This window comes from Parabacteroides sp. HGS0025 (assembly GCF_000969845.1).
Lineage (GTDB): Bacteria > Bacteroidota > Bacteroidia > Bacteroidales > Tannerellaceae > Parabacteroides > Parabacteroides gordonii.
The window spans coordinates 1,864,987-1,889,655 of the sequence record NZ_KQ033902.1; the positions used below are offsets into that span (position 1 = coordinate 1,864,987).

The 24,669-nt window shown below is 47.8% G+C and carries 21 protein-coding genes; 11 read left to right on the top strand and 10 right to left on the bottom strand.

Going from position 1 to position 24,669, the window contains the following annotated elements:
- Nucleotides 1-17 precede the first annotated feature (17 nt).
- Nucleotides 18-935, bottom strand: a complete 918-nt coding sequence (locus HMPREF1212_RS07160) for a DMT family transporter (protein ID WP_046148903.1) — start codon at nucleotides 933-935, stop codon at nucleotides 18-20.
- Between the two features lie 174 nt (nucleotides 936-1,109).
- Here HMPREF1212_RS07160 and HMPREF1212_RS07165 point away from each other — a divergent pair, with 174 nt between their 5' ends.
- On the top strand, nucleotides 1,110-1,583 hold the full coding sequence (locus HMPREF1212_RS07165) for an Lrp/AsnC family transcriptional regulator (RefSeq protein WP_007653114.1): 474 nt from the start codon (nucleotides 1,110-1,112) through the stop codon (nucleotides 1,581-1,583).
- A 2-nt stretch (nucleotides 1,584-1,585) separates the two neighbouring features.
- Here HMPREF1212_RS07165 and HMPREF1212_RS07170 read toward each other — a convergent pair whose 3' ends face one another.
- From HMPREF1212_RS07170 to HMPREF1212_RS07180, 3 genes are all read right to left on the bottom strand, one after another.
- Complete coding sequence (locus HMPREF1212_RS07170) at nucleotides 1,586-2,530, bottom strand: homocysteine S-methyltransferase family protein (protein ID WP_046148904.1); 945 nt, start codon at nucleotides 2,528-2,530, stop codon at nucleotides 1,586-1,588.
- 124 nt (nucleotides 2,531-2,654) lie between these two features.
- The gene (locus HMPREF1212_RS07175) at nucleotides 2,655-4,052 is read right to left on the bottom strand and encodes an RtcB family protein (protein ID WP_046150272.1); all 1,398 of its coding nucleotides are present in this window, start codon (nucleotides 4,050-4,052) and stop codon (nucleotides 2,655-2,657) included.
- 519 nt (nucleotides 4,053-4,571) lie between these two features.
- Entirely contained in the window at nucleotides 4,572-4,850 is a 279-nt protein-coding gene (locus HMPREF1212_RS07180) for a hypothetical protein (RefSeq protein ID WP_046148905.1), read from the bottom strand.
- A 788-nt stretch (nucleotides 4,851-5,638) separates the two neighbouring features.
- Between HMPREF1212_RS07180 and HMPREF1212_RS07185 the strand changes: the two genes are divergently transcribed.
- From HMPREF1212_RS07185 to HMPREF1212_RS27270, 3 genes are all read left to right on the top strand, one after another.
- Entirely contained in the window at nucleotides 5,639-8,212 is a 2,574-nt protein-coding gene (locus tag HMPREF1212_RS07185; RefSeq protein WP_232430053.1) for a hypothetical protein, read from the top strand.
- Nucleotides 8,213-8,304: 92 nt separating this feature from the next.
- Nucleotides 8,305-8,943 carry a CDGSH iron-sulfur domain-containing protein gene (locus tag HMPREF1212_RS07190; RefSeq protein ID WP_232430054.1) on the top strand — a complete coding sequence of 213 codons (639 nt, stop codon included), beginning with the start codon at nucleotides 8,305-8,307 and terminating at the stop codon, nucleotides 8,941-8,943.
- Complete coding sequence (locus HMPREF1212_RS27270) at nucleotides 8,915-8,995, top strand: CDGSH iron-sulfur domain-containing protein (protein WP_369800837.1); 81 nt, start codon at nucleotides 8,915-8,917, stop codon at nucleotides 8,993-8,995. The genes HMPREF1212_RS07190 and HMPREF1212_RS27270 overlap by 29 nt, the downstream gene beginning before the upstream one ends.
- A 107-nt stretch (nucleotides 8,996-9,102) precedes the next feature.
- On the opposite strand, the gene HMPREF1212_RS07195 is transcribed toward HMPREF1212_RS27270, so the two are convergent.
- The 3 genes from HMPREF1212_RS07195 to HMPREF1212_RS07205 form a co-directional block, all read right to left on the bottom strand.
- Nucleotides 9,103-9,510, bottom strand: a complete 408-nt coding sequence (locus HMPREF1212_RS07195) for a pyridoxamine 5'-phosphate oxidase family protein (RefSeq protein WP_046148906.1) — start codon at nucleotides 9,508-9,510, stop codon at nucleotides 9,103-9,105.
- Nucleotides 9,511-9,584: 74 nt separating this feature from the next.
- Complete coding sequence (locus HMPREF1212_RS07200; protein WP_046148907.1) at nucleotides 9,585-10,394, bottom strand: AraC family transcriptional regulator; 810 nt, start codon at nucleotides 10,392-10,394, stop codon at nucleotides 9,585-9,587.
- A gap of 36 nt (nucleotides 10,395-10,430) precedes the next feature.
- Complete coding sequence (locus HMPREF1212_RS07205; RefSeq protein ID WP_046148908.1) at nucleotides 10,431-10,706, bottom strand: zinc ribbon domain-containing protein; 276 nt, start codon at nucleotides 10,704-10,706, stop codon at nucleotides 10,431-10,433.
- Nucleotides 10,707-10,803: 97 nt separating this feature from the next.
- Here HMPREF1212_RS07205 and HMPREF1212_RS07210 point away from each other — a divergent pair, with 97 nt between their 5' ends.
- On the top strand, nucleotides 10,804-11,739 hold the full coding sequence (locus tag HMPREF1212_RS07210) for a sugar phosphate isomerase/epimerase family protein (protein ID WP_028728392.1): 936 nt from the start codon (nucleotides 10,804-10,806) through the stop codon (nucleotides 11,737-11,739).
- A gap of 395 nt (nucleotides 11,740-12,134) precedes the next feature.
- Here the strand turns inward: HMPREF1212_RS07210 and HMPREF1212_RS07215 are convergent, their stop codons facing one another.
- On the bottom strand, nucleotides 12,135-13,256 hold the full coding sequence (locus HMPREF1212_RS07215) for a Card1-like endonuclease domain-containing protein (protein ID WP_046150274.1): 1,122 nt from the start codon (nucleotides 13,254-13,256) through the stop codon (nucleotides 12,135-12,137).
- A gap of 96 nt (nucleotides 13,257-13,352) precedes the next feature.
- On the opposite strand from HMPREF1212_RS07215, the gene HMPREF1212_RS07220 reads away from it, so the two are divergent.
- Nucleotides 13,353-14,621 (top strand): hemolysin family protein, encoded by a 1,269-nt coding sequence (locus HMPREF1212_RS07220; protein WP_046148909.1) that lies wholly within the window; start codon nucleotides 13,353-13,355, stop codon nucleotides 14,619-14,621.
- A gap of 49 nt (nucleotides 14,622-14,670) precedes the next feature.
- Here HMPREF1212_RS07220 and HMPREF1212_RS07225 read toward each other — a convergent pair whose 3' ends face one another.
- Together HMPREF1212_RS07225 and HMPREF1212_RS07230 are read right to left on the bottom strand one after the other, a co-directional pair.
- Entirely contained in the window at nucleotides 14,671-15,357 is a 687-nt protein-coding gene (locus tag HMPREF1212_RS07225; protein ID WP_028728395.1) for a potassium channel family protein, read from the bottom strand.
- 13 nt (nucleotides 15,358-15,370) lie between these two features.
- Complete coding sequence (locus tag HMPREF1212_RS07230; RefSeq protein ID WP_028728396.1) at nucleotides 15,371-17,194, bottom strand: TrkH family potassium uptake protein; 1,824 nt, start codon at nucleotides 17,192-17,194, stop codon at nucleotides 15,371-15,373.
- A gap of 267 nt (nucleotides 17,195-17,461) precedes the next feature.
- Here HMPREF1212_RS07230 and HMPREF1212_RS07235 point away from each other — a divergent pair, with 267 nt between their 5' ends.
- The 5 genes from HMPREF1212_RS07235 to HMPREF1212_RS07255 all read left to right on the top strand — a co-directional run bounded on the left by HMPREF1212_RS07235 (nucleotide 17,462) and on the right by HMPREF1212_RS07255 (nucleotide 24,669).
- Nucleotides 17,462-18,202 (top strand): NUDIX hydrolase, encoded by a 741-nt coding sequence (locus tag HMPREF1212_RS07235; protein WP_028728397.1) that lies wholly within the window; start codon nucleotides 17,462-17,464, stop codon nucleotides 18,200-18,202.
- Nucleotides 18,203-18,213: 11 nt separating this feature from the next.
- Nucleotides 18,214-19,719, top strand: coding sequence for a xylulokinase (locus HMPREF1212_RS07240; protein WP_046148910.1), 1,506 nt, complete (start codon nucleotides 18,214-18,216; stop codon nucleotides 19,717-19,719).
- Nucleotides 19,720-19,744: 25 nt separating this feature from the next.
- Nucleotides 19,745-21,073: a xylose isomerase gene (gene xylA, locus HMPREF1212_RS07245; protein WP_046148911.1), complete on the top strand. Its 1,329-nt coding sequence runs from the start codon at nucleotides 19,745-19,747 to the stop codon at nucleotides 21,071-21,073.
- 133 nt (nucleotides 21,074-21,206) lie between these two features.
- Nucleotides 21,207-22,754 carry a D-xylose transporter XylE gene (gene xylE, locus HMPREF1212_RS07250; RefSeq protein WP_028728400.1) on the top strand — a complete coding sequence of 516 codons (1,548 nt, stop codon included), beginning with the start codon at nucleotides 21,207-21,209 and terminating at the stop codon, nucleotides 22,752-22,754.
- Between the two features lie 91 nt (nucleotides 22,755-22,845).
- The gene (locus HMPREF1212_RS07255; RefSeq protein WP_046148912.1) at nucleotides 22,846-24,669 is read left to right on the top strand and encodes a helix-turn-helix transcriptional regulator; all 1,824 of its coding nucleotides are present in this window, start codon (nucleotides 22,846-22,848) and stop codon (nucleotides 24,667-24,669) included.

Genomic DNA, 24,669 nt, shown 5'->3' on the forward strand with positions numbered 1-24,669 from the left:
AGTTTTTATATTGTCCCTCAATTTGGGGGACAATTCTGTTTCTTTCCGAACCGAAACCCTCTCTCCGCAATATACACCCCGCTCAGGATAAACACTGAACCGATCAGGGCAACGACCGTGATAATTTCATCAATCACGATGGCCGAAGTGATTAGCGTCACCAGCGGAACGATATAGATATAATTTGCCGTACGGAACGGCCCCAGCTCTTTTACTGCCGTGTTCCACATGATGTAGCAAAGCATTGATGCTACCACTCCCAGAAACAGCAGGTTAGCTGCCACTACCGGGTTGAAGAGAACAGTGGTATCCGTATTCAACGGATGAACCAAAAACATCGGCGTCAGCGTGACAAGCCCGTAGAAAAACACTTTCCGCGTAATCAGCAATGTCGGATAACGGTTCCCCATCTGTTTCAGTATCAGGCAGTAAAACGCCCACATCAATGCGGCAATCAGCGTAAGCATATCTCCCAGCGGATTGATTTTCAGCAGGAAACTGCCGTTGAATACCACAAACGCTACGCCGATCAAGGCCATGACCGAGCCATATATCAGGTTCGGTTTTATCTTTTCCTGCCGATAGAAAAGCAACGAAAGAAATGCCGTCAGGATAGGAGCTGTACAGATAATCAACGACACATTCGAGGCCAGCGTGATGCCTAAAGCCGTGTTTTCAGTAATAAAATAGATCGATCCCCCGCAAAGTCCGGCGGCAACGAACATAAGCTCGTCTCTCTTACTCCGGGCAAACAACACCTTCGGCGAGATAAACCAGATACATATATAAGCCAGCGCGAAACGGTAAAAGAGGATGTCGACCGGCGAAAGCCCGTGGTGGATCAGTACTTTTGTCGATACGAATGTAGTACCCCAGATAATAACCGTTATGATCGCGATCAGGTGATACCAGTAAGTCAGATTTGTTTTTGCCATGTTGTCGGTAAATTTCTATTAATAATTCAGGAAAATCGTACTGCAAATATATGTATTTAGTAAATTAGTTCTGGTGATTTATTGAAAATAAGGAATTATTCCTATATTTGTAGTAAATACAGGACATTGTATGTTTTAGGAATAACTTTGATAACGAAAATAGGAAAAAATACTATGGCTTTACTGGATCAGATTGATATTAAGATTTTACAAGCGTTGCAGAATAATGCAAAAGTGAACATGAAAGAGTTGTCGGCGGAACTGAATATCTCGAAAACGCCTGTTTACGAACGGGTGAAACGGCTGGAGGAAGAGGGGTATATCAGGAATTATGTTGCGCTGGTGGATAATAAGAAGGTAGGACTTCCGCTGGTGGTCTTCTGTAATGTTTCACTGGCGGTGCACAACGATGAGCATATCCAGCGCTTCAAAGCAGAGATACAGGAGATTGATGAGGTGATGGAATGTTATTCGATCGGCGGCATCTATGATTTTTTTCTAAAGGTAGTTGTTAAAGACCTGGCCGCATACGACCAGTTTGTCTTTAACAAGCTAACCAAAGTAAATGGCATCGTAAAGATGCAGAGTTCCTTCGTGTTGAACGAGATCAAGCATACGACCGCCCTGAAGGTTGTACCGGGGGAGTGACGTTACCTTGTGCGGTTCGCTAAAATATCGGCGAACATTCCCAGGTGAGAAGCATCGGTTCCGCAACAACCGCCACAGATTTTCAGCGGGAAATCCCATAATAGACTCAACAGGCGGTCGGATAATTCGGCTGCCGTCGACGATTTCAGGCAGGAGCATCCGTCCAGTTCTTCCGGACTGAGGGCGGCGGCGTTTGCCTGGATACCGTCGAAGCGGGCTTTTACCAACTCCGTATCGTTCATCGGGTGAAGCAAAGCCTCGTGCAGGATGTCCGGATGTACGCAATTTGCCATATAGCAGATGGGAGGGCGTGAGGTCTGTTTATCAATCTTTTCGATAGCTTCGTGGATAAACGTTCCGTCCATCAGCCGCCCGTTGCGTCCGATCATGAAACTGATGATGTAAGGGAGTCCGGTTGTCTCCATCGCTTTTGCCATGCCGGTTGCTTCGCTCAGTTCGGGCATGATGCCGGCAAAAAGGAAATCGACTCCTGACTCCCGGAAATCAAGAAGTGTCGGGAGATGGTAATCGAAAGCCTCTTCGACAGAGAAGTATTTCTGGCCGCTATAGGCATCTCCCCGGCAACCGGTCAACCCGCCGATATAGACCGGCGTGGTGTAGGATTGCCTTAGTCCGGACAGGAAGGCGGCATTGTCTTTCAGGACGTGCCTGTCCTTATAGGCGGATGCGGCGATCCGTTCCCTATTGGCTCTCCGGGTGGGCGTCATCAGCAATAGGGGCAGCCGACGGGCTTCCGCAATATCGAGGTATTCACGGTAGATGGCTGCCAGTTGTTGCCTATGCTGTTCGTTGTATATCAAACCGGCGTGGACGATCTGTTCGTCCAGGGGAATACGGTATTCGTGACGTAATCTTTCAACGATGGCTCCTTCCGTCAGCAGGGCGGAAGAGGTGTTGAAAGTTTCGGTAAATGTATGTTCGTTCATTAAAATAGAGTCTTTTGGCCTGAATGGCAAATGTATGAAACATTTCCGGTTTCTATTTGTCCAATCTTGCTGCTTTTATATTATATAATGTATTTCGTGTGCTTTGGTAAGCTGAGGGATTTCCCTATTCTTTATTCATTCTTACTATCCGGGGTATGAACCTGCCGTGGATATCGACCAGCGACTCCTGGGCAGGCATAACCTTCTCTATGTCTTTATAAGCCAGCGGCATTTCTTCCACGCTGCCACCGATCAGGGTGACTCCGGCCTGCGAAAGGAACTTTTTCATGGCCGACTGCGTGAATTGCTCTTTGGCTTTCTGTCTCGACATCGCCCGTCCTGCCCCGTGTGAAGCGGAGCAGAGCGACTCTTCCGCTCCTCGTCCGCAGACCAGGTAACCGGGTGTCGCCATGCTTCCGGGGATGAGGCCTGGTTGTCCTTTGCCTGCCGGAGTGGCGCCTTTGCGGTGAACGATGGCGTGACGGCCGGGAGCAATCTCTTCCTGCCAAGCGAAGTTGTGATGGTTGTTGACGTTTGCCAGAGGCTTCAGACCTAATGCTTTGGACAGGTTATAGTGTATCTGTTCGTGACAGGCACGGGCATAGTCGCCTGCCAGGTTCATGCTCATCCAGTATTCCTGTCCCGCCTCGGTGTGTAAGTCCAGCCAGGCAAAATGTTGTGCTTCGCGGGGAAGTTTGCAAACTTCGCGGGCGATATCGCTGTACTGCCGGGCGATGGCCGCTCCCAAGCCGCGGGAACCGGAATGGGAGAGGAGCGCCATGTAATTACCTTCGGGAAGGTTCAGTACGTTGTCGGCTGCCAGTTCCAGTTCGCCGAACTCGACAAAATGGTTTCCGCCGCCGGAAGTTCCTAATTGCCGCCGAGCTTTCCCGTGAAACATGCGTAGCAGGGGTGTCGACCGGAACTCCTCGCGGTCGAGTACCTCATGCTCTTGGGCGAACGGGAGGCCACCTTCCATACCGAAGTGCGTATAGTCTTTCAACGCTTCCTTGATCTGGTGGGCGTAACGTTTCAGACTTTCCGCCTTGGCATCGAAGACGGTCATACTCATCCGGCAGCCGATATCGACACCGACTGCATAAGGGATGACCGCATTGTCAACGGCCAGCACGCCACCGATAGGCAGTCCGTAACCGGCATGTGCGTCGGGCATCAGGGCGCCAGCGAGGGCTATCGGTAGACGCATTGCCAGCTCCATCTGTTGTTTGGCCAGGGTATCGATGAATTTCCCGCCATAAGTTTTATATCCTTTCGGCTCGTCCGCCAGAAGATAGGTGGTGAACTGCTTCTCTTCAATTGTTGGAGAGAAGTGTTCCGCCAGCTGCTTCCAGACGTCGTTATCCTTATATTTCCCGGGATTCTCCAACAGGTCGCTCAACACGGCGAGTACCGTTTCTTTGTTGTCATGTTTGCAATGTTTGCTGATGATGTTTACAGCCTTGCTACGGGCTACATTGTCGGTATATCCTATCTTACTTAAATCTTTTGTTCGTATTGCCATAAATCTTTTTCTGTGTTGTATTCTTCCACGATTTTGTGAAGGGGTATTCACACGGCGCAGTCGTTTGTCGAATGCCGTACGGATACGCCTTGTCTTCCAACCTGCTGAGGACAAATTATTATCGAAGATGAGTTTTGTTTCATCCGTATAATTACCCATAACGATTGGGTTGTACTGATAGTCTGGCAGCCTGAAAAGAATATAATTTGTCTTCTCAGCCCTGACGCATCAGTCTGTTAATAAAATGTATGATATGATTGTGGGACTAATTAACTTATAGAAGTCATATTATAAGTTGTATTAGATAAAAGACGCGAGTTACAAAGATCCTTCCTCCCGAAGAACCACCTTAGTCCCGATTTTCGAATGTTATTTCTGCTCCAACATATTTGTACCCTTTCTCAGTTTTTAGGGTTTGTACTAAAATCTCAATGCAAAGATAATATCAGTTTTTGAATTAACAAATATTTGTAACAAAAAGTGTAAATCTTGAAGATGTGTTTTTCACTCTTGTTGATTTTACAAAGACAAGAGTTTAAATATAACCCATGATAGCATAACTATGGCTATGATAACAGCTAAAACAACTAGTTTTATTCGTGAAATATAAGTTTGTTCATTTTTTTCACGTTCCTTCAATTGTTGGTTGATCTTTTCATATTCTTCGACACTGATGTCTGGGATATGGGAAGAATATTTGGTATGCATATCTTTCCCCCTCCCACGAAGTTGGTTGAGCTTCTCGCGATCTTCCTTATTTCTTCGTATCATATCGAAAACATGGCCGGCAAAACTCATAAGCTTATAATTAAGGATGAATATTCAACTGTATAACAAAGAACGGAAAAAAATAGGTCAAGACCATAAATGTTATGCAAATTATTGTGTATTTATTCGTAATTGACAAAATGTAATAGAATGTACTACTTGTTAAGCATAAAGACTTTATTATTCGATTATTTGTGGCGAATGCGCTGGTTCAAATCTGTCTTATAGAATGCTCGTGGATACAAAAATTAACAGTCGCTTCCCGATAAATGCTTTTTCATTTCGTTTTAAAGGGATTTGAACTTCGTTTAAAACGAACAAAAAACTTGTTTAAAACGAAATGGAGGTTTGTTTTAAATAGGATAATGGTTAATAAGTGTTTAATTGAGTCTTCCTGGAAGTCGTTTTATACTAAAATCGTATGTTGAATAACATTTTTATTTTCTGTAGCATAGTAAATAAGCATTGCAAATAGATTGACAAATTTGTTTCGTATGGGAGATCTTATTGCTTGAGTGATTCGTTCTATTCTTTTTTAGTCTTATAATGTCACTTTATTGGACTTTATCTGAATGAAGTGTTATTTGTTAAGTCGCGGACAGTTGCATGAAAAAAGACAGGTATTGATTAGTCTACGTACAGCCCCTTTAAGAATGGGGTGAATTGACAATTTGCTAAACATGGGAAGCCTGTTAAGAGATGGCAAAGAAACTGGCACAGGTTGCCAGGCAGTATGAATAAAACAAGTAAAACGCCTGATGTGTTACTTATATATACAGGTGTTTATCTGTAGGATGTAATTACTGTTTAATTATCTGATGATGATGAAAATGCGGCTTAGTCCTGCTTCTTATATAGTCTTTCTTGTTATGCTGTTTGTCTTTTCAGCGGATATGATGGCTTCTGTCTTACGCCCGGACTCGTCACGGGTGGGCGAAGGTGACTCTCTTGTCCGAAAATCCATTTATCCTCCCTCTGCCACGCGCAAAAGCGATTTGTATAATAAGCTGTGGGGCGAGCATTACCGCACACTTTATTCTCTCCCTATTACCGTTCCCGCCGTTACCTTGCAATCGCTGTGGGGAGGGGTGAAGGTGGTTGAACAGGCGGCCGATTTTCAAGGATTATTGCTTGAAAACAACCAACAGCAACTCTGTCTTTTGAAGCCGTTAGGCGGATATACCACATTTATCGAGTCGAAATTCTTCCAGGAAGTCTATAACAAGAAGGTCTTTAAAAATACTTACCTGGATCAGTTTATCGGGGATGCCTATACGATAATCAATCCCTATACCTTTATTTCCGCCGATTATCTGGCACGCTCGTCGGGGTTGAGTTCAAACAATTCGCGGATATTTTACCTGCCGGAACATTCGACCCGCGATACGGTTGCCAACGGGACGTCTATCGAAAATAAGTTGGTTAGCGTCATTGATGTCCCGGATTTCAATACCCGTCCGAATATTCTCCTGACGGAAGAATTGCTGGATACCATACAGGCCAACAAGAATTTTCAGGTGGATCAGGAACTTTATATCCGCGAACGTCTGCTGGATATGCTGATAGGCGACTGGAATAAAATACCCGAAAACTGGAACTGGCTGGGCCGCTCCGAAGGAGACAGCATCCTCTATGCCCCGATAGTCATAGATCGTAACCATGCTTTTACGAAGGTAGACGGTGTTTTGTTCAAACAAATGCTTCGTGTGCTGGGATTGGGTTTCATCGTCAATTACGACGCTTCCCCGAAAAGCGTCCGGAAAGAGAATACGTTGGGCTTTGCTTTGGATATGGCGCTGGCTTCCCAAAGCGATGTTTCCGTATGGATCGGACAGGCGCGATTTATCCGGCAGACGCTTACCGACTCTATCATCGACGAGGCTTTTTCAAGGCTTCCCAAAGGAATAGAAGACCAAGAAATTAAACGGATTACCCGGATAATAAAGGAAAGGCGGGAGAAGCTGGAGGTGATAGCAAAAAATTATTTTGCTTCGTTGCAACAAACTCCGGTGCTGACGGGAACCAACCGTTCAGACCGTTTCGTGATCGACCGCCATAATCCGGACAGTCTGTTCATACAGATGTACGACCAACAGACCGGACAACGGGTGTTCGACCGGAAATACAGCCGGAAAAAGACAAAAGAGATCTGGCTCTACGGCCTGGAGGGTGACGACCGTTTCGAAGTAAGTGGCAGGGCAAACAAGGAGGTGCCCGTTTTCCTGATTGCCGGGAAAGGAAAGAATACCTACCGGATGGAACCGGGTCACCACATACGTGTTTATGAATATGAGTCGGGGAAGGCAGCCCTCGATACTGTGCCCCATGTCAAAAAGTTTTTTTCGGATATTCCTGAGATTCATCAGTACGATTATAATAAGATAAAGCATCATAAGATGTCTTTCACTCCCTGGGGAATTTACGACTCGGACAAGGGATTCAGTCTCGGAACCTTCTTTACCTATACGATGTATGGTTTCAAACGTTCACCCTTTACCTATCAGCACCGTATCGGGTACAACTATATACAAGGCTTTGTCTATCAGGGGATTTTTCCGTCTTATGACGGGAAGAAATCGTTTAATATAGATGCAACGATCAGCTCGCGGAGGAACTTTTACAATTTCTTCGGCTTCGGAAACAATACGGACGGCTATAAGGATGCAAAGAAGAATTACAACCGCGTGCATATCCGCCAGTTCAAATTATCCCCTTCCTTCCACCTGGATTTCAGCGAAAGGGAGAGGTTGGTCGTACAAGCCTCCTGGGAAATGTTTAAAGCCAAGGAAACCAACGACCGTTTCATTAACCAGTTTTACCCCGAGGATCATCGTATCTTCAAAACCAACCTGTTCATCGACCTCGGACTTTCCTTCCATACGGAAAAAGAGATCTGTTCCTTCATCCCCAAACTGGGAGGGACGCTTACCGGAGGTTGGAAGATGAACCTGAAAGATGCAAGCCGTAATTTCCCTTACGCCGAAGCATCGGTGGAGCTGGATGTAAAGATAACCGACCGTCTTACCTGGGCTACGATGGCGAAAACCCAGCAGCTTTTCAATAATAAGTATGAGTTTTACCAGGCAGCATCCACCGAATTGCGCGGTTACAGGGACAACCGTTTCATCGGAAAGCAATCTTTTTACCAGTATTCGGACATCCGGCTGGATATGGGGAAGTTGAAGAATCCGTTTACCCCGCTGAAGTATGGTGTCTTTGCCGGTTTCGATTACGGGCGTGTCTGGTTTCCCGGCGAGCAATCCAAAAGATGGCATACGTCCTACGGGGGAGGTATCTGGCTGACGTTGATTAATAAGATTACGACGAAATATTCCTGCTTCGGTTCAACCGACAGTTTCCGTTTTATGTTTGAGTTGGGGCTGGGTTTCTGATTCTTCCGGATTGTTTTTCCGGAGATATGCCTAAACAAACCCATTTGCTGGTTGTTTATTAAATAGTACATAAAATTAAAACAACTTAGGTAATGGATGCTAATAGTGAAAAGAAAATCAAGGTTCTTCCCAACGGGCCTTATGAAGTGATCGGGGATATTCCCCTGAACCAATTGCGTTATGTAAACGACCGTAAAGGTGCTTCCACCGGTTATAAGGAAATACAGAAGTATTCTCCGGAAGGCGTATATCATCTGTGCCGTTGCGGTGGTTCGCATAACAAACCGTTCTGCGACGGGACGCATAAGAAAAACGGCTTTAAAGGAGATACGACCGCCAGCCATGACACATACGATGAAATGTCTGTCCTCTACGAAGGGAAGGTGATCGATATGCTGGACGCTGAAAGCCTTTGTGCCGTGGCTCGTTTCTGTGATACCCACGGTACGTCCTGGGAACAAGTGGAAGAGGGCGACTCGGCCGAAACGATTGAAATCGTGAAACAGCAATGTGCCAACTGTCCCAGCGGACGTCTCACTGCCGTCACGAAAGACGGAAAACGTATCGAACCGGAATTGCCCGAAGGCATCAGCATCCTCGAAGACGTGGCTCTCAGCGTTCACGGCCCTATCTGGGTGAAAGGCGGTATCCCGATAGAAGATGAGCACGGACGGGTTTTATCCTGTCCGCAACCGTGTCACTTTGTGCCGTTGCGGTTTGTCTCAGAATAAACCGTTCTGCGACGGAAAGCACATGCGTAACCAGGGAGAGCTGGACGATTAAAAAAATAGCTGCCGACCTTTTTCCGAAAAGCATACACCCTCTTGGTAAAAAGCATGTATCCTTTCCGGAAAAACGTCGGCAGCAATCTTTCGACCGATACCTACCGGTTAAACTTTTCCTTTGATAAACTGATTGCCGATCCAGTACGTTGCCTGTTCAGCCGTGAACTTCAGAATGCAATATTCCGGATCGTCCACCCCTTTGGGAAAGTGTTCATAGAACCAATCCACCCAGAGGGCTTTCTTTTCTTCCACATCGTTTACCACTTCGATTGTGCCGGTCAGCGTAACGCTGTCGTGTCCTTCGTAGAAAGCGACTCCGGCTTTCGGGTTTTTGATAAAATCTTTTGTCTTCTCCGAGCTTGTTCCCGTTGAGAACCAGATCGAATCGATCCCTTCCGTTTTAATCTTCGACAGGACGACCGGACGCGGACAGCCCCGTTCGTCGATGGAGGCAAGGGTTAAGACTTCGCATTTATTCAGCAAATCGATCGCTTGTTGTTTGATTTTTTCCATGTTCTGAAGTATTAATTTTGTTCGGCAAACATAAAGGAAACTTCCCGCTTCCTATTGTAAAAAATCGACTTTCTTTATTCTATGTAAGTAAGCGGATCGTCTTCCGGTATCGGCAAAGCCATGAAAGCAGAGGGGGGGCTCCCCGATAACTTCTTGAATTCCTTGATGAAATGGGACGGATCGTAATAGCCGCAGTCGATAGCCAATTGCTGCATATCTTCCCCCTTCATCTGTCTTAATACGCGGGTTGCATACCGGAACTTGGTGATTCTGCTGAACTCTTTGGGAGTATAGCCGGTGATGTGTTTGAACTTGCGCTCGAAATGCCGTTGCCCGATATACAATTTGTCCGTCAATTGCTGTATGGGCAGCATCCCGTTTGCCCGGACGATCAGATCGGTAGCCCGGATGATCTGCGGGTCTACCGGCTGGAGCCCCGGTAGACGGGCGATAAGATGTCTATCTATTATATGTATGCGTTCTTGCAAAGACTCCTTTTCGCATAACATTTCTGCAAAATGATCGTCGAAAAGGACGTTCAACTCGGACGCATTGACCCTCGTGTCGGTAAACTCGCCTAAAGGCATCCGGGCAAAAGCCGCCAGGCCGCAGGGGGAGAAGCGGACACCCATCATATGAAGGCGGGTGGAGCGGGTCACCAGCTCCGAGTAAACCCGCATCGGGCCGACAAAATAAAAACGGTAGGGTTGCATCAGTATCTCTCCGTTCAGGGGTTGCGACGGTTCCTCGATAGAAAAGATAAAGTCCGTGCAGCCGTCGGGTAGTATCTTATAGCGCATATCGTATTCGGTTTCACCCTTGAACTCCCAGTATTTGTCAATATAGGGGGCAAGCAGTTGGCATGGGGGATATTCCTGATACATAACGGTCTACACGGTTTTATAGATTTAGCCGGACACTCAATCCTTTTTCCAGCGTTTCAGTTGCGGGAAATAATACTGCATTCCTGCCAAGGCTTCCTCTTTGGTGTAGCTTTCGCCGTTTTCATGTTTGAAGGAGTCTGAATACTGGAGGCAGATCTGGATCATCTCTTCCATCGTAACATTTTGCGTGAACTGGCCGTCCTTGAAGCAGAAAGCGCAATATTCCTTGTTCTTACTTCCGTCCCGGTTGGTTCCGAAATCCGTTTCGGCAACGAGTGGCATTCCACAACTTTGGCAATAAATAGGTTCCATGATACAAAATAAATTTATAGGGTTCTTACTTTCCTACAAATATAAAACTATTTTTCAGATTAAAATTATACCTTTGAAGACTTAAAATTACTAGACCATGATAAATAGAAGAAATTTCCTGAGAAATGCTTCCCTGCTGACTCTCGGCGGTTTGATGACCGGAAAAGCGGGAACATTACAGGCAGCCACTCCCGTAACCACGGAAACGACCGCCACAAAAAGTTTAGGTTTACAGATTTATTCCCTGGGGGGTGAACTGACAAAGGACGTACCCGCCGGAATGAAAAAAATCAAAGAAATCGGTTATTCAACGCTCGAACTTGCCGGATATAACGACGGGAAGATCAGCGGTATGGACATGATGGAATTCAAAAAGATAGCTGAGGATAACGGATTGAAGATCACCAGCTCGCATGTTAATCCGCCCACAGGCACATATACCCCGGAGAACCGCCAGTCTATTATGGAATTCTGGAAGAAAACGGCCGACGACCATGCCAAACTGGGTGTGAAGTATCTCGTGCAACCCGGACAACCCAGCACCCGCAGCGTGGAAGAAGTGGGCTATGTATGCGATATCTTCAACGAAGCCGGAAAGGTCATAAAGGCGGCAGGCATTCCGTTTGGTTACCATAACCATGATTTTGAATTTGCAAAGGTGGTGCCCGGTGGAAAAGAGGCTGTGTTCGGCCGCCACAATAAAGGCGACATTATCTACGACCTGTTCCTGAAAGGCACTGATCCTTCCCTGGTCTTTTTTGAAATGGATGTTTACTGGACGGTGATCGGACAGAATGATCCGGTGGAATACATGAAGAAATATGCCGACCGTATCAAGCTGTTGCATATCAAAGACCGGGCGATCCTCGGACAATCTGGTTTCATGAATTTCGAAATGATCTTCAAACAGGCCAACGAGAATAAGATAAAAGAATTTTATGTGGAGCTGGAAGGCATGCCGGACGGACGTTCACAATTTGACGGAGTGAAAGGCTGTGCCGATTATCTGCTGGAGGCACCGTTCGTAAAATAATGACAGAATGATAGATAGGAGAGCCGGTACGGGAAACTGTACCGGCTTTTTCTTTGCAATTCCCCATAGTGTGGTGGGGAAAAATTCCACACTTCCACACTTTGTCCACACTTGCTGTTTTGGGCATTTTGCATTCTTTGTTTTTGTAATATGCTTATAATTAGGAGTCTGTGATGTGTTCTGATGTGGTATTCTTTTTTGGCATAACCTTTGCACTATTTGTTGACGTGAGGGAATTGATAATTCCTTCCAGTTAATTTTGATGATGAAGTTTAGAATTTAGAATAAGTGTAAGTATCTATCTCCCGATATTGTTTTCTAATATGTATTAGATTAGCAAAAACTTATCGATTGATAAAAGCCGTTCCGCCTGAGAAGGTAGAACGGCTTCTTTTTTATAGTTGCAGCGAGTTGGAAAGCTTCTCCAGCCAGGCCGGTAAGGTGTTCAGGTGGTCGATGCGGTCTTCGATATAGGTAGGGGCGAAGAGGTTTATCTGCAAATCCTTGCACTTTTCCTGCAAATTATCTTCTACCGGGTAATAACTGGCCAGGACAGCCAGGGAAATATCCCCGCCATACGTCTCACGAACGGCATCTACCTTATATACATCGTTCTGGGTGACCAGTCCCGATTTACATTCTATAAAAATCAATTGCTGCTGGTTGTTGAGTAATACGTCCACCTCGTTTTTGGTGCGCGGGTTGTTCCCTTCTGTCCGGAAGATGACGCTTTGCCATACTTCGGGGCGGTTGGGGTGCCGCTGGCTCCATGTCCTTACCTTGTGGGCGACCAGTGTTTCCCACCAACGCCCCTTGAAGAACAACATGCAGGCGTTCGGGGTAGATAGCCGTAGCAGTACATGGTTTTCCTGTGCGATCAGCAGGCTTCCCTGTCGTTGCTTGAAACGTAATCCGTTCTTAAAGACTCGCGATGCGGGCAGGCGTGAGGTGTCGCGTTCACAGAATATGTTAAAGAATTTCTGGATCATAGTATGTTCCTTCGGATATTGTTCGATGAACTGCTTGATCAGCGAAGAGGCTTGTATGTCGGTATCGCTCAGCTGTTTCGCATCCTGGTATTCGGTGAGTACGTTTCCGCTGAGGCCTAGTATCTCCTTGTTGTCCAGCTTGCTTTTCATCGGGCGCATCTCAAAGTTGTCGAGCCAGACCAGATCGCCCAGCTGGGTGAGGTAAAAGGCCGGGACGTTGTATTCCTTTGCGATCGTGAAAGCGGCGAAAGCCATCAGTTTGGTGCCTTCCGAAAGGTTATAGGCGAAGTCGGCGGAAGGGTAAGCCTGGTGTATTTTCCGGCATACGGTGCGCACATGTTCGCCGTTGTAGGGCTCGGTGCGGTATACTGTGTGGCCGATGGAGTCGGGAAGGAGCGGGAATAACGGCTCTGCCACTTGCTGCGTTTCGTTGGTGCATAGCAGGTGTACGTGATCCGGGGCAAATTCTTTTATTCCGTGATACACGGAGGTTATATCTTTTCCAAGTAAGATGATCTGATGTTTCATGTTGTAAATCATAAATGAATTAAAGTGCTAAATGTAGCATTAATTTCGATATAATTCATATCTTCGTTGCCTAATCAATCGCTGTGTATATAGCAAATGGAAATATTTATTATTATCGGCCTTATCTTGTTGAATGGTATTTTGTCTATGTCTGAAATCGCTTTGGTGTCTGCCCGCAAGGCCCGGTTGGAACTGGAAGCAAAAAGAGGGAATAAATCTGCGCAAACAGCTTTGAAGCTGGCCGGCGAACCAGACCGGTTCTTGTCGACTATCCAGATAGGGATTACGCTGATCGGTATCCTGACCGGTTTGTATTCGGGAGAAGCATTTGCGGCCAACCTGGCTGAAGTGGTACGCCACGTGCCTGCACTCGAACCCTATGCCCTGGGACTGTCGAAGACTACCATCGTTATTATAGTAACTTACCTGACACTGATCATGGGCGAACTTGTGCCGAAACGTATCGGTATGGGCTATGCCGAACGGGTTTCGATGCTGGTGGCCAAACCGATGTACCTTTTGTCGAAGTTGGCTTTGCCTTTTGTCTGGTTGTTGTCGAAAAGCACTGCCCTGGTTATAAAAATTACCGGAATCAAAGCGAACGAAGAGAATAAAGTGACGGAAGAGGAGATCAAGGCGATCGTGAAAGAAGGTTTTGACGGAGGTGAAGTGCAGGAGGTGGAACAAGACATCGTGGAGCGCGTCTTTAACCTCGGCGACCGTAACGTCGGTTCGATCATGACACACCGCAGTGACCTGGTATGGCTGGATGTGACCGACAGTATCGAGAAGATCCGTGAAAAGGTGCAGGAAAATTTATTCAATATTTACCCCGTTGCTTCCGAAAAGTTTGATAATATCAAAGGAGTTGTTTATCTCAAAGACCTGTTCGGACGGATTGATGAACCTGACTTCTCGTTGGAGGAGGTGATACGCCCGGCGCAATATCTTCCGGAGAACCAGAGTGTGTATAATGCTTTGGAGCAGTTTAAAGTGGCCCGCGTGAAATATGGCATCGTGACGGATGAGTTCGGGGGCGTACAGGGTATCGTGACCTTGAAGGATATTATGGAAGGCTTGATCGGGCAGGTGCCCGAAGTGGGTGAAGAGGCCGAGATCACGCAGCGTGCCGATGGTACCTGGTTGGTGGACGGACAGTATAATTTCTACGACTTCCTCGAATACTTCGATATGGAAGACCTTTACGCCGAGCACGATTACAACACCTTAAGCGGTCTGATCCTCGAAATCCTCGAACGGGTTCCAAAGACGGGGGAGACGCTGACCTGGCTCACTTTCAAGTTCGAGATCGTAGACATGGACGGTGCCCGTATCGACAAAGTGTTGGTTTCGAAAATAGATTGATAAAGATATGATTGAAAGTAAAAAGCGGTTCCCCGAAGGAACCGCTTTTTTATAACTCCTTGATCTTATGGAGCACTTCCATCTTACCGAATAAGATCAGTATATCGTTTGCTTCCAATACCAGGTCGTCCGTCAGCGGATCGACCACATCATATTGGGTTTGCTTTAATCCGATCAGGTTCCTGACTTCACGCGACCGCTCGATACCTACCAGGCGGATGCCGAAATTTGTTTGGAAGTCGATCGTTTTCAACGTCTGTCCGACCAGCGTCCCCGGTGTCTTTATCTTATACAGGTGATGCGTTTCCGTCACGGGGTACCAACGCTGGAACAAGTCGCCCAACAAACTTTGGGAGGCATACGTGGCCGCATAATCCTGTTCGGGCCGGATGATTTCCGAAACGCCGATGGAGCGGATCACCGTTTCATGGATGGGGGAGATCGAACGGACGATCAGTCGGCTGACGTCCAGGCTCTTCAATAAGGCGACCGTTTGCACCGACGTACCGAAGTTCTTGCCGTAGGTCACGAAGATGGCATCCATTTCGTTTAGCGGAAGCGTGTTCAATGCGTCGCGGTCGGTCGTGTCGAGACTGACGGAGCCGGAGATCGTTTGCTTCACAGCCTCTACTTTATGCAGGTTTATGTCGACACCTATCACTTCATCGCCGATACGGGTGAGGTTTTCCGCTATGGCGCGTCCGAGGTTACCTAATCCGATTACAAGAAATTTCATAAGGCTTATTTTATTACATTAATATATTTTCCTGGGGATATGTGTAATCCCTCTTTTTGTATTCTCTGATAAAGCTGACCACAAAGGTCAGTACGCCGATACGTCCGATCAGCATGGCACTGATAATGATCAGCTTGCCCGGTGTAGACAGTAGCGGGCTGAAGTTGAGGCTCGACCCTACCGTGCTCAATGCCGATACAACCTCGAAGGTAAGTGTAAAGACCGGAGTCCCTTCTTCGGTATACGACAGGATCCATACCGCCAGCGAAGCGAACAGGAAGTAGAGCACGATCGTGGCAAATGCCCGGCGTATGGTGGACGGGGATATTTCACGTTTGCGGATTTCCACTTTCTCTTTTTCGCGTGCCACGTTGATGGCTGTAAGGATTGCTACCAACACGGTCGTCACTTTTAATCCGCCGCCGGTCGACATCGGGGCGGCACCGATAACCATCAGGATAAGCGTCATCATCAGCGTAACGGGGCGGAGTGCATCCATATTGGCGATGGTGAACCCGGCGGTTCTGGGAGTAACGGCGCCAAGCAACGAGTCGGCCAGTTTTCCTTTCAGCGGGAGTCCGGCCAGCGTGTTGTTTACTTCGAAAAGATAATATAAAGCTGTTCCCCCTACTATCAGGGTCAGGGTGCAGATCACTACTATATAAGTATGTATATTGATGATACGCGGCGTATGGATATAATGCTTCTGTTGCCCGATGGCTATCATAAAGGTATTCACGATAAAATGCCTTAATAACTTCAGATAGTTGAACACGATCGGGAAACCGAGTCCGCCGAAGATGATCAGCAGCGAGATCCATACATGCAGGTTGTAGTTATGGACGACTACCGGGTCGCACATGTTTCCGCTGAGGGTGGAGATCCCCGCGTTACAGAAAGCGGACACCGCATGGAAAATAGCGAAGAATATATCCCCCTGGGTGTTCCCGCCCGGAAGTGTCCCCCTGATATCCATATAAATAAAGTAAGCCCCTACTCCTTCGATGAAGAAGGTGACGAAGAGGATGTTCAGGATCACTTTGAACAGCCCGCCGATACGATCCTCGTTCAGCATATCTTTCAGCACCAGTTTGCTGGTGAACGACGAGTGTCCCATAAAGGAGAGGGCGAAGAAACTGGTGAAGGTCATTACCCCGATCCCGCCTATCTGTATCAGGATCATAATGATGATATGTCCTATATGTGTGAAGGTGGTTGCCACATCGACCGTGGTAAGCCCGGTTACGCAGACCGACGTCGTGGCGGTAAACAAGGCGTCCACGAAATGGATCGGGCGGGTCGTCGCGTTCGGGAGCATCAGTAGCCCGGCTCCGATCAGGATCACAAAAATGAAACTGAGCAGGAACAGCAGCGACGGTTTTATGTGTGTCTGCATCAGCGTGAACGTCTGCCTCGACAGGTGGATCACGCTCAACAACAGGATCATTATGTAAACAAACAGGGGACTCGACAGGAAACTCAGGTAGGGAAGCGACTGCTCCATGACATCCCTGAAAAATACTTTTGCCGACAGGACGGCGAAAAGCAGGAAATAGATCCCGATATCCAGGTATAATAGTTTCTCCTGTATGATCTCGTTGAACCGGACGATGTACCGCAACGTGATCCCGATAAAGAAAGCAAGCAGTATATAAATACGGCTCAGGTACAGGCTGTGTATCGTTTCGCCCGTCTGCTGGAATCCGAATTGGTAGATAAGTACGAATAAAGAGGCAATAGATGCCAGGAGGATGAAACCTTCTGCCACGATATTCAGCAGGCCTTTCATGTTGGCCCAGTACATCCGGCAGGTGAACTGTATGTGTTTTATATCCATGATGAATCTTAATCTGTAACAAAAGTATTAATAAAAGTATTTTGTTACCCGAATAGTTTAAAAAGTTTAGGTAAAGCATGTTAAATAGAATCTATCGGCCTGAATCCCACAATATTGTTACGTTTACACTATGGCTTGTAACTGTTATTGTATCAGGTAAGATAGTAAAATGTCAGATAAATAGAGTCTTATAAATAGTGAAAAAGTGATTTTGTTTATTTGATATTTAAGAAATTGCTTATATTTGTGGCGGTTTAATGTAATATTATGGAAACACGTATGGAAAATAAAAAGATGCTTTACTCGCATGTATCTGTCGATTGCGTCCTTCTGGGGGTAAAAGACGATACGCTTTGTGTGTTGTTAGTTGAGAGAAAAATAGACGAAAGTGACGAAAAACATTATAAGTTGCCGGGAAGCCTGATCTTTGAGAACGAAGATCTTGATACTGCCGCTTACCGTGTTTTCCACGAAGCGACCGGTTTGAAACGTGTCCCCCTGAAACAGTTCCGCAGCTTCGGATCCCCTTCACGTACAAAAAACAAAGACGATATGCAGTGGCTGGAAAATGCCATGAAACTCAAGATCGAAAGGATTGTGACAGTCGCTTATCTGGCGTTGACCAAGATCGGAAGAAAATCGAATCCTACTAATAAATATAATTCACTTGCCTGGTTCCCGATCGATGCGCTGCCGGCTTTGCCGTTCGACCATAAAGAGATTATCGAAGCGGCTGTCGAGGAGATCCGCAACTGGATCGAAAAGGAACCGTCTATCGTATTCGATTATCTCCCGATGAAGTTTACGGCTTACCAGTTAAGACGCACGTACGAGATCATCTATAATAAGGAAATGGATGTCCGCAACTTCCACAAGAAAATGAGTTCGCTGGATTATGTGGTGGCTACCGATGAGGTAGAAGAAGGTGTTGCCCACCGTGCCGCCCGCTATTATCGTTTCGATAAGGTGAAATATAATAAGATGCATTCAAACTTTAATAAGAATTAAACCGCAGGAATATGTATCTATTAGGTTGTGACATAGGAAGTTCTTCGGTGAAGGCTTCCATCGTGGATGTAAATACAGGGCTGACGGTCGGGGCTGATTTTTATCCGAAAGAAGAGGCGCCCATCAAAGCCGTGAAACCCGGTTGGGCGGAACAGGAGCCCGACGACTGGTGGAAATATCTGAAGATAGCGATACAGGGTGCTATCGCCGGAGCCGGTATCCAGGGAACGGATATAAAGGCGATCGGGATCTCTTACCAGATGCACGGGCTTGTCCTGGTAGACAAGAAGATGGAGGTTTTGCGTCCGTCCATAATCTGGTGCGACAGCCGTGCCGTACCTTATGGCGAACGGGCTTTTAAAAATATAGGGGAGAAGCAATGCTTGTCGCATCTGCTGAACTCGCCCGGAAACTTTACAGCATCGAAACTGGCTTGGGTGAAGGAGTACGAACCGGAATTGTTCCGCTCGGTACATAAGTTTATGTTGCCGGGAGATTTTATCGCCATGCGGATGACGGGGGATATCGTTACTACCACTTCCGGGTTATCGGAAGGCATCTTCTGGGATTTCAAAAATGAAAAGGTGTCGGCCGACCTGATGACTTATTTCGGTTTCAGCAACGACCTGATCCCGGAGATACGTCCGACGTTCGGCCTTCAGGGGGAACTGCTGGGCTCCGTTGCCGCCGAACTGGGATTGAAGAAGGGCACGCCTGTCACTTATCGTGCGGGTGACCAGCCGAATAACGCCTTGTCGCTGAACGTTCTTAACCCGGGCGAGATCGCTGCGACGGGAGGTACTTCCGGCGTGGTGTACGGTGTGAACGGTAAAGTCAATTATGATACGTTGTCGCGTGTAAATACGTTTGCCCATGTGAACCACTCTCCGGAGCAGACCCGCCTGGGGGTACTGCTTTGTATCAACGGGGTCGGTATCCTGAACTCGTGGGTGAAGAAGAATGTTGCGTCGGAAGGTATCACTTATCCTGAGCTGAATGAGGTGGCTGCCGGTGTTCCTATCGGGTCGGACGGCTTGTCTATCCTGCCGTTTGGCAACGGGGCGGAACGTATGTTGCAGAACCGGGAGATAGATTGCTCTATCCACGGCCTGAACTTCAATACGCATAGTAAAGCCCATATCGCCCGTGCCGCACAGGAGGGGATCGTGTTCTCTTTCAAATACGGGATGGATATCATGAACGAAATGGGAATCGACATCGATGTGATCCGTGCCGGGAATGCCAATATGTTCCTGAGTCCTGTTTTCCGTGATACCCTGTCGGGTGTGACCGGAACGGTGATCGAGCTTTACGACACCAACGGGGCGGTAGGTGCCGCCAAGGGCGCCGGTATCGGTGCAGGCATTTATCAGTCGCCCGAAGAGGCGTTTGCCTCTCTGAAGAAGATCAACGTGATCGAACCTGACGGGCTGAAGGCCGATAAGTATTGCGCCGCATACACAACCTGGAAAGAACGGTTGGATAAGCTGATGGCAGATAACAATATACCAATGTAATATAAATCATTAAACTATTAATCTCATGAATTTTTATAAAGGCGAAAAAGAATTCTTCCCCGGAATAGGAAAGATTCAGTTTGAAGGACGCGAGTCAAAGAACCCGATGGCGTTTCATTATTATGACGAAAACAAGGTGGTGATGGGTAAAACACTGAAGGATCATCTTCGTTTTGCAATGGCTTACTGGCATACGCTTTGTGCCGAAGGGGGCGACCAGTTTGGCGGTGGTACGAAAACATTCCCCTGGAATGCTGCTGCCGACCCGATCAGCCGTGCCAAATATAAGATGGATGCAGCGTTCGAGTTTATGACAAAATGCAGCATCCCTTATTACTGTTTCCATGATGTGGACGTGGTGGACGAAGCTTCCACGCTGGCTCAGTTTGAAAAAGACCTTCATACGATGGTAGGCCATGCCAAAGGGCTTCAGCAGGCAACCGGAAAAAAACTGTTATGGTCTACTGCCAACGTGTTCAGCAACAAACGCTATATGAACGGGGCTGCCACTAATCCTGACTTCTCGGCCGTGGCTTGTGCCGGTACGCAGATCAAGAATGCGATCGATGCCTGTATCGCGCTGGACGGTGAAAACTATGTGTTCTGGGGTGGACGCGAAGGATATATGAGCCTGCTCAATACCGATATGAAACGCGAAAAAGACCATCTGGCTATGATGCTGACGATGGCACGCGACTATGGCCGCAAGAATGGTTTCAAAGGTACTTTCCTGATCGAGCCGAAACCGATGGAACCGACCAAGCACCAATATGATGTCGACTCGGAAACTGTAATCGGCTTCCTTCGTCATTATGGCCTGGATAAAGACTTCGCCCTGAATATCGAAGTAAATCATGCAACCCTGGCCGGACATACGTTCGAGCACGAATTGCAGGCTGCTGTCGATGCCGGTATGCTGTGCAGTATCGATGCCAACCGTGGTGACTACCAGAATGGATGGGATACCGACCAATTCCCGATGGACATCTACGAACTGACTCAGGCTTGGCTGGTCATCCTGCAAGGGGGTGGTCTGACAACCGGCGGAACGAACTTCGATGCCAAGACCCGCCGCAACTCGACCGACCTGGACGATATCTTCCTGGCTCATATCGGTGGTATGGATGCGTTTGCCCGTGCCCTGATCACGGCTGCTGCCATCCTTGAAAACTCCGATTACACGAAGATGCGTGCCGAACGTTACGCCAGCTTCGATGGTGGCGAAGGCAAAGCGTTTGAAGACGGCAAACTTTCCCTGGAAGACCTGCGTACGATCGCTCTCCGCGACGGAGAACCGAAGATGGTCAGCGGCAAACAGGAATTATATGAGATGATTCTCAATTTATACATATAATTAGTTACAAGAAGTAACTCTTTCCCCTCTGGAGAGGGGATTAAGGGGGGTGTTAAATTTAGTCCTATAACTGGCATTAACACACCCCCTGCCCCCTCTCGAGAGGGGAAAAGTTACTCTTAATCTGGTAAACATGAAAAACAACAATAGCTATATTTTTGGTATCACCCTCGTTGCTACCCTTGGAGGGTTATTATTCGGATACGATACAGCCGTTATATCCGGAACGGTAGAATCACTAAGGAAATTTTTTATCGAGCCTTACGGGTTGCCTCTCGACCAGGCTAACTCGCTGGAAGGTTTTGTTGTCAGCAGTGCGCTGATCGGTTGTATTCTGGGAGCTTCTTTTGCCGGCTGGGTCAGCCAGCGGTATGGACGTAAGCCGACATTGATCGTGGCGTCTGTCCTTTTCCTGCTGTCCGCGATAGGTTCGGCATGGCCCGAATTCGGACTGGGAATGCCCGGTAGCGGAGATCATACATATATGTATTTGTTTGTCGCTTACCGTATCGTAGGCGGGATCGGAGTCGGCCTGGCTTCGATGGTATCGCCGATGTACATTGCCGAAGTCGCCCCGGCAGACCGTCGTGGTAACCTGGTTTCGTGGAACCAGTTCGCTATCATCTTCGGTATGCTGGTCGTTTATTTTGTAAATTACACGATCGCTTTGCAGGGGGATGCTACGTGGCTGCACACGGAGGGCTGGAGATGGATGTTTGCTTCCGAGATCATCCCGGCTGTGCTCTTCTTTGTCCTGCTGATGTTCGTACCTGAAACACCCCGTTACCTGGTGATGCGTGGTAAGGGTGAAAAGGCATTGACCATCCTCGACCGTCTGATGGGAAGAGACGAGGCGGAGAAAGAGCTGGTGGATATAAAGAATAGTTTCAAGGAAAAGGCGCCTTCCATGCGTCCGTACTTCCGTTTTATGGGGGCGTGGCTGGTTTTGTTCCTGTTGGCTTACGGTGCATTGGAGCTGGCTGGTAATACAAGTGCGTTGGAGATCGCCCTGATCGGCAGTTTCTTCGTGTCGCTGGTGTTCCCGATCCGTTCGTTTGGCGTACTTATTATTATGGTAGGCGTCCTGTTGTCCGGATTCCAGCAGTTTGTCGGTATCAACGTGGTACTTTATTATGCGCCGGAGATCTTTAAGACGATGGGAGCTGCTACGGATGCTGCTTTGTTGCAACAGATCGTTGTCGGTGCCGTGAACCTGTCGTTTACCGTGCTTGCCATCTTTACTGTCGATAAGTTCGGCCGTCGTCCGTTGATGATTATCGGTGCGTTGATAATGGCCGTTTCCATGATTATACTCGGGACTACTTTCTATACACACTCCGTCGGTATCGGTTCGCTGGCTTGTATGTTGGTTTACACCGCAGGGTTTGCCATGTCGTGGGGGCCTGTCTGCTGGGTGTTGCTGGCTGAGATATTCCCGAATTCGATCCGTTCGACGGTGATGAGTATTGCCGTTGCCGGACAGTGGATTGCCAACTTCCTCGTATCGTGGACTTTCCCGATGCTTGACAAGAACCAGTACCTGACGGAAACGTTTAATCATGGTGTCGCTTACTGGATATACGGCCTGATGGGTATCCTGGCCGCCGCTTTCATCTGGAAGTTCGTTCCCGAAACGAAAGGTAAAACATTGGAACAGATGGAACAATACTGGAAAAGGTAATAATGGAATGATTGATTTTCCGGTCTTCCATGTTTGTGCCTGACTAAAAAACCTTATATTTGCATTTCCAGTTAATCTTAAAAGGAACGGAATGCATACAAGCAAAGCAATATATATACTAATTGGTATCGGTCTTTTACTTTCTGCCGCTTTCGGAGCAGCAGAGAGTAAGGCCGATACTCTTTTTTTACGTACTTTCGCTTCCGACCTGCGCTATATCCCTGAAATGCAGGCCCGTGCAGCCGACAGTATCTATCTTCCGGAAAACAACGAAACGAAAATCCCCGATCGCGATAGCCTTCTGGCCCTTTGTGCAAAAGTCGGCTACGAAGCGATAGCGGATATGATGCAACGCTATTACGAAGAAGCCATCGACGCCATCCCCGAAGATGCCGACCGTAACGAAGCCGTCCGCCGGATGCGCGAAACAGTCGAACGGATCGGAGGGAGCATCCTCCGGCGCGAACTGGAATACGGCGAAGCGATTGCTCTTCCCGATAATACGCCGGAAAAGCGCGCTAAGAAAGTAAAGGTCTTTTATGCTCTTGCCGATAAATCTGTTGCCCGCAATGATCCTTCCATGGAAATGAGAGCGCTCATCTATATTCTTCGCAGACTGTATCTGCATGAACAATATTACACCGCTTTTCTTTGTGCCGAACGTATTGCCAAACGTCTGGAAGTGGTCGGCGGTGATATCGATCCCGCGGAAGAGAAAAACATCTGGTACGACCTGGGTCGCCTTTATTTCGACTTTCGCGACTATGAGATCGCTATCCCTTACCTGAAAGCGGCTTTGCAGGATGCCCCTGTTCCCCGTTATTACAATCTCTATAACCTTCAGGCACGCAACGCACTGGGCCTTTATTACCGTAATATCGGCGAACTGGATACTTCCGACTATTATTTCCGTTCCATGCTGGAGTGTAAAGACCGTGTCAAGTTGCGTCCCATGTTCGACTGCATCGCGTTGAGCAACCTGGCCTCCAATTATCGCCAACGTGGTCTATACTGCGAAGCACTTGCCTTGCATGCTGCTGCGTTGCCATTCTCGCTGGCGGAGGGCGATCATAGCTTTACCTCGGGTATCTATGTCGGGTTGGCGGACTGTTATCTGGAAACAGGCAAGCCGGATAGTTGCAAGGCAATGATCGACAGTGCCCTTTACCATATCGAACAATGGCCCTGGGTAATGTCGTACCGTTCGTGCGACCTCTATCCGCTGATGGCTCGCTATTATACCTATACAGGTGAGAAGGAACAGTCGGTCGCCTATATGGACTCGACCACCGTAGCCAACCGCCGGCAGGATGAGAAATACAGCGGTCTTCTGGTTCTTCGGGCCAAACAGGAGTTGTTCGAGTCGGAACGTGCCCTCAAGGAAATGCAGATCAATACTTTCCGCAACGTTTCCGTCAGCATGGGCGTGACGGCGGGCGTTATCTTGATCGGTCTGCTCGTCATATCTGTTCTTTATCGTAAGAAACACCAGGCTTACCGGAAACTGGCTGCCTGTAGCCGTGAATGGGCGGAGCAAGCTCCCGTCGTAGTCCCGTCCGCAGAAGCCGATACCGCCGACATCACTTTGATGGACAGCCTTACCCGCCTGATCGACGGGGAACGGATTTACCTCGACACGGAACTCGACCTCGAAAGCGTCGCCCAACGTCTCGGCGTCCATCGCAACATGATCTCAAAAGCCGTAAACTCCGTCTTTGGCAAACCTTTCTCCACCTATATCAACGAGTGTCGTATCCGTCAGGCCATCTGTCTCCTTTCCAACCCGGCTAACGACCACCTTTCCCTTGAAACCATCGCCTTCGACTCCGGCTTCTCCACCCGCCAAACCTTCTACCGCGCCTTTAAGGCACAAACGGGGATCAGTCCGGCTACTTTCCGGAAGAATAGGGGGTGA

Excerpts from the sequence above, each read along its gene's own strand:
- HMPREF1212_RS07160 (WP_046148903.1), bottom strand. The coding sequence starts at position 935 with ATGGCAAAAACAAATCTGACTTACTGGTATCACCTGATCGCGATCATA.
- HMPREF1212_RS07165 (WP_007653114.1), top strand. The coding sequence starts at position 1,110 with ATGGCTTTACTGGATCAGATTGATATTAAGATTTTACAAGCGTTGCAG.
- HMPREF1212_RS07170 (WP_046148904.1), bottom strand. The coding sequence starts at position 2,530 with ATGAACGAACATACATTTACCGAAACTTTCAACACCTCTTCCGCCCTG.
- HMPREF1212_RS07175 (WP_046150272.1), bottom strand. The coding sequence starts at position 4,052 with ATGGCAATACGAACAAAAGATTTAAGTAAGATAGGATATACCGACAAT.
- HMPREF1212_RS07180 (WP_046148905.1), bottom strand. The coding sequence starts at position 4,850 with ATGAGTTTTGCCGGCCATGTTTTCGATATGATACGAAGAAATAAGGAA.
- HMPREF1212_RS07185 (WP_232430053.1), top strand. The coding sequence starts at position 5,639 with ATGATGATGAAAATGCGGCTTAGTCCTGCTTCTTATATAGTCTTTCTT.
- HMPREF1212_RS07190 (WP_232430054.1), top strand. The coding sequence starts at position 8,305 with ATGGATGCTAATAGTGAAAAGAAAATCAAGGTTCTTCCCAACGGGCCT.
- HMPREF1212_RS07195 (WP_046148906.1), bottom strand. The coding sequence starts at position 9,510 with ATGGAAAAAATCAAACAACAAGCGATCGATTTGCTGAATAAATGCGAA.
- HMPREF1212_RS07200 (WP_046148907.1), bottom strand. The coding sequence starts at position 10,394 with ATGTATCAGGAATATCCCCCATGCCAACTGCTTGCCCCCTATATTGAC.
- HMPREF1212_RS07205 (WP_046148908.1), bottom strand. The coding sequence starts at position 10,706 with ATGGAACCTATTTATTGCCAAAGTTGTGGAATGCCACTCGTTGCCGAA.
- HMPREF1212_RS07210 (WP_028728392.1), top strand. The coding sequence starts at position 10,804 with ATGATAAATAGAAGAAATTTCCTGAGAAATGCTTCCCTGCTGACTCTC.
- HMPREF1212_RS07215 (WP_046150274.1), bottom strand. The coding sequence starts at position 13,256 with ATGAAACATCAGATCATCTTACTTGGAAAAGATATAACCTCCGTGTAT.
- HMPREF1212_RS07220 (WP_046148909.1), top strand. The coding sequence starts at position 13,353 with ATGGAAATATTTATTATTATCGGCCTTATCTTGTTGAATGGTATTTTG.
- HMPREF1212_RS07225 (WP_028728395.1), bottom strand. The coding sequence starts at position 15,357 with ATGAAATTTCTTGTAATCGGATTAGGTAACCTCGGACGCGCCATAGCG.
- HMPREF1212_RS07230 (WP_028728396.1), bottom strand. The coding sequence starts at position 17,194 with ATGGATATAAAACACATACAGTTCACCTGCCGGATGTACTGGGCCAAC.
- HMPREF1212_RS07235 (WP_028728397.1), top strand. The coding sequence starts at position 17,462 with ATGGAAACACGTATGGAAAATAAAAAGATGCTTTACTCGCATGTATCT.
- HMPREF1212_RS07240 (WP_046148910.1), top strand. The coding sequence starts at position 18,214 with ATGTATCTATTAGGTTGTGACATAGGAAGTTCTTCGGTGAAGGCTTCC.
- xylA (WP_046148911.1), top strand. The coding sequence starts at position 19,745 with ATGAATTTTTATAAAGGCGAAAAAGAATTCTTCCCCGGAATAGGAAAG.
- xylE (WP_028728400.1), top strand. The coding sequence starts at position 21,207 with ATGAAAAACAACAATAGCTATATTTTTGGTATCACCCTCGTTGCTACC.
- HMPREF1212_RS07255 (WP_046148912.1), top strand. The coding sequence starts at position 22,846 with ATGCATACAAGCAAAGCAATATATATACTAATTGGTATCGGTCTTTTA.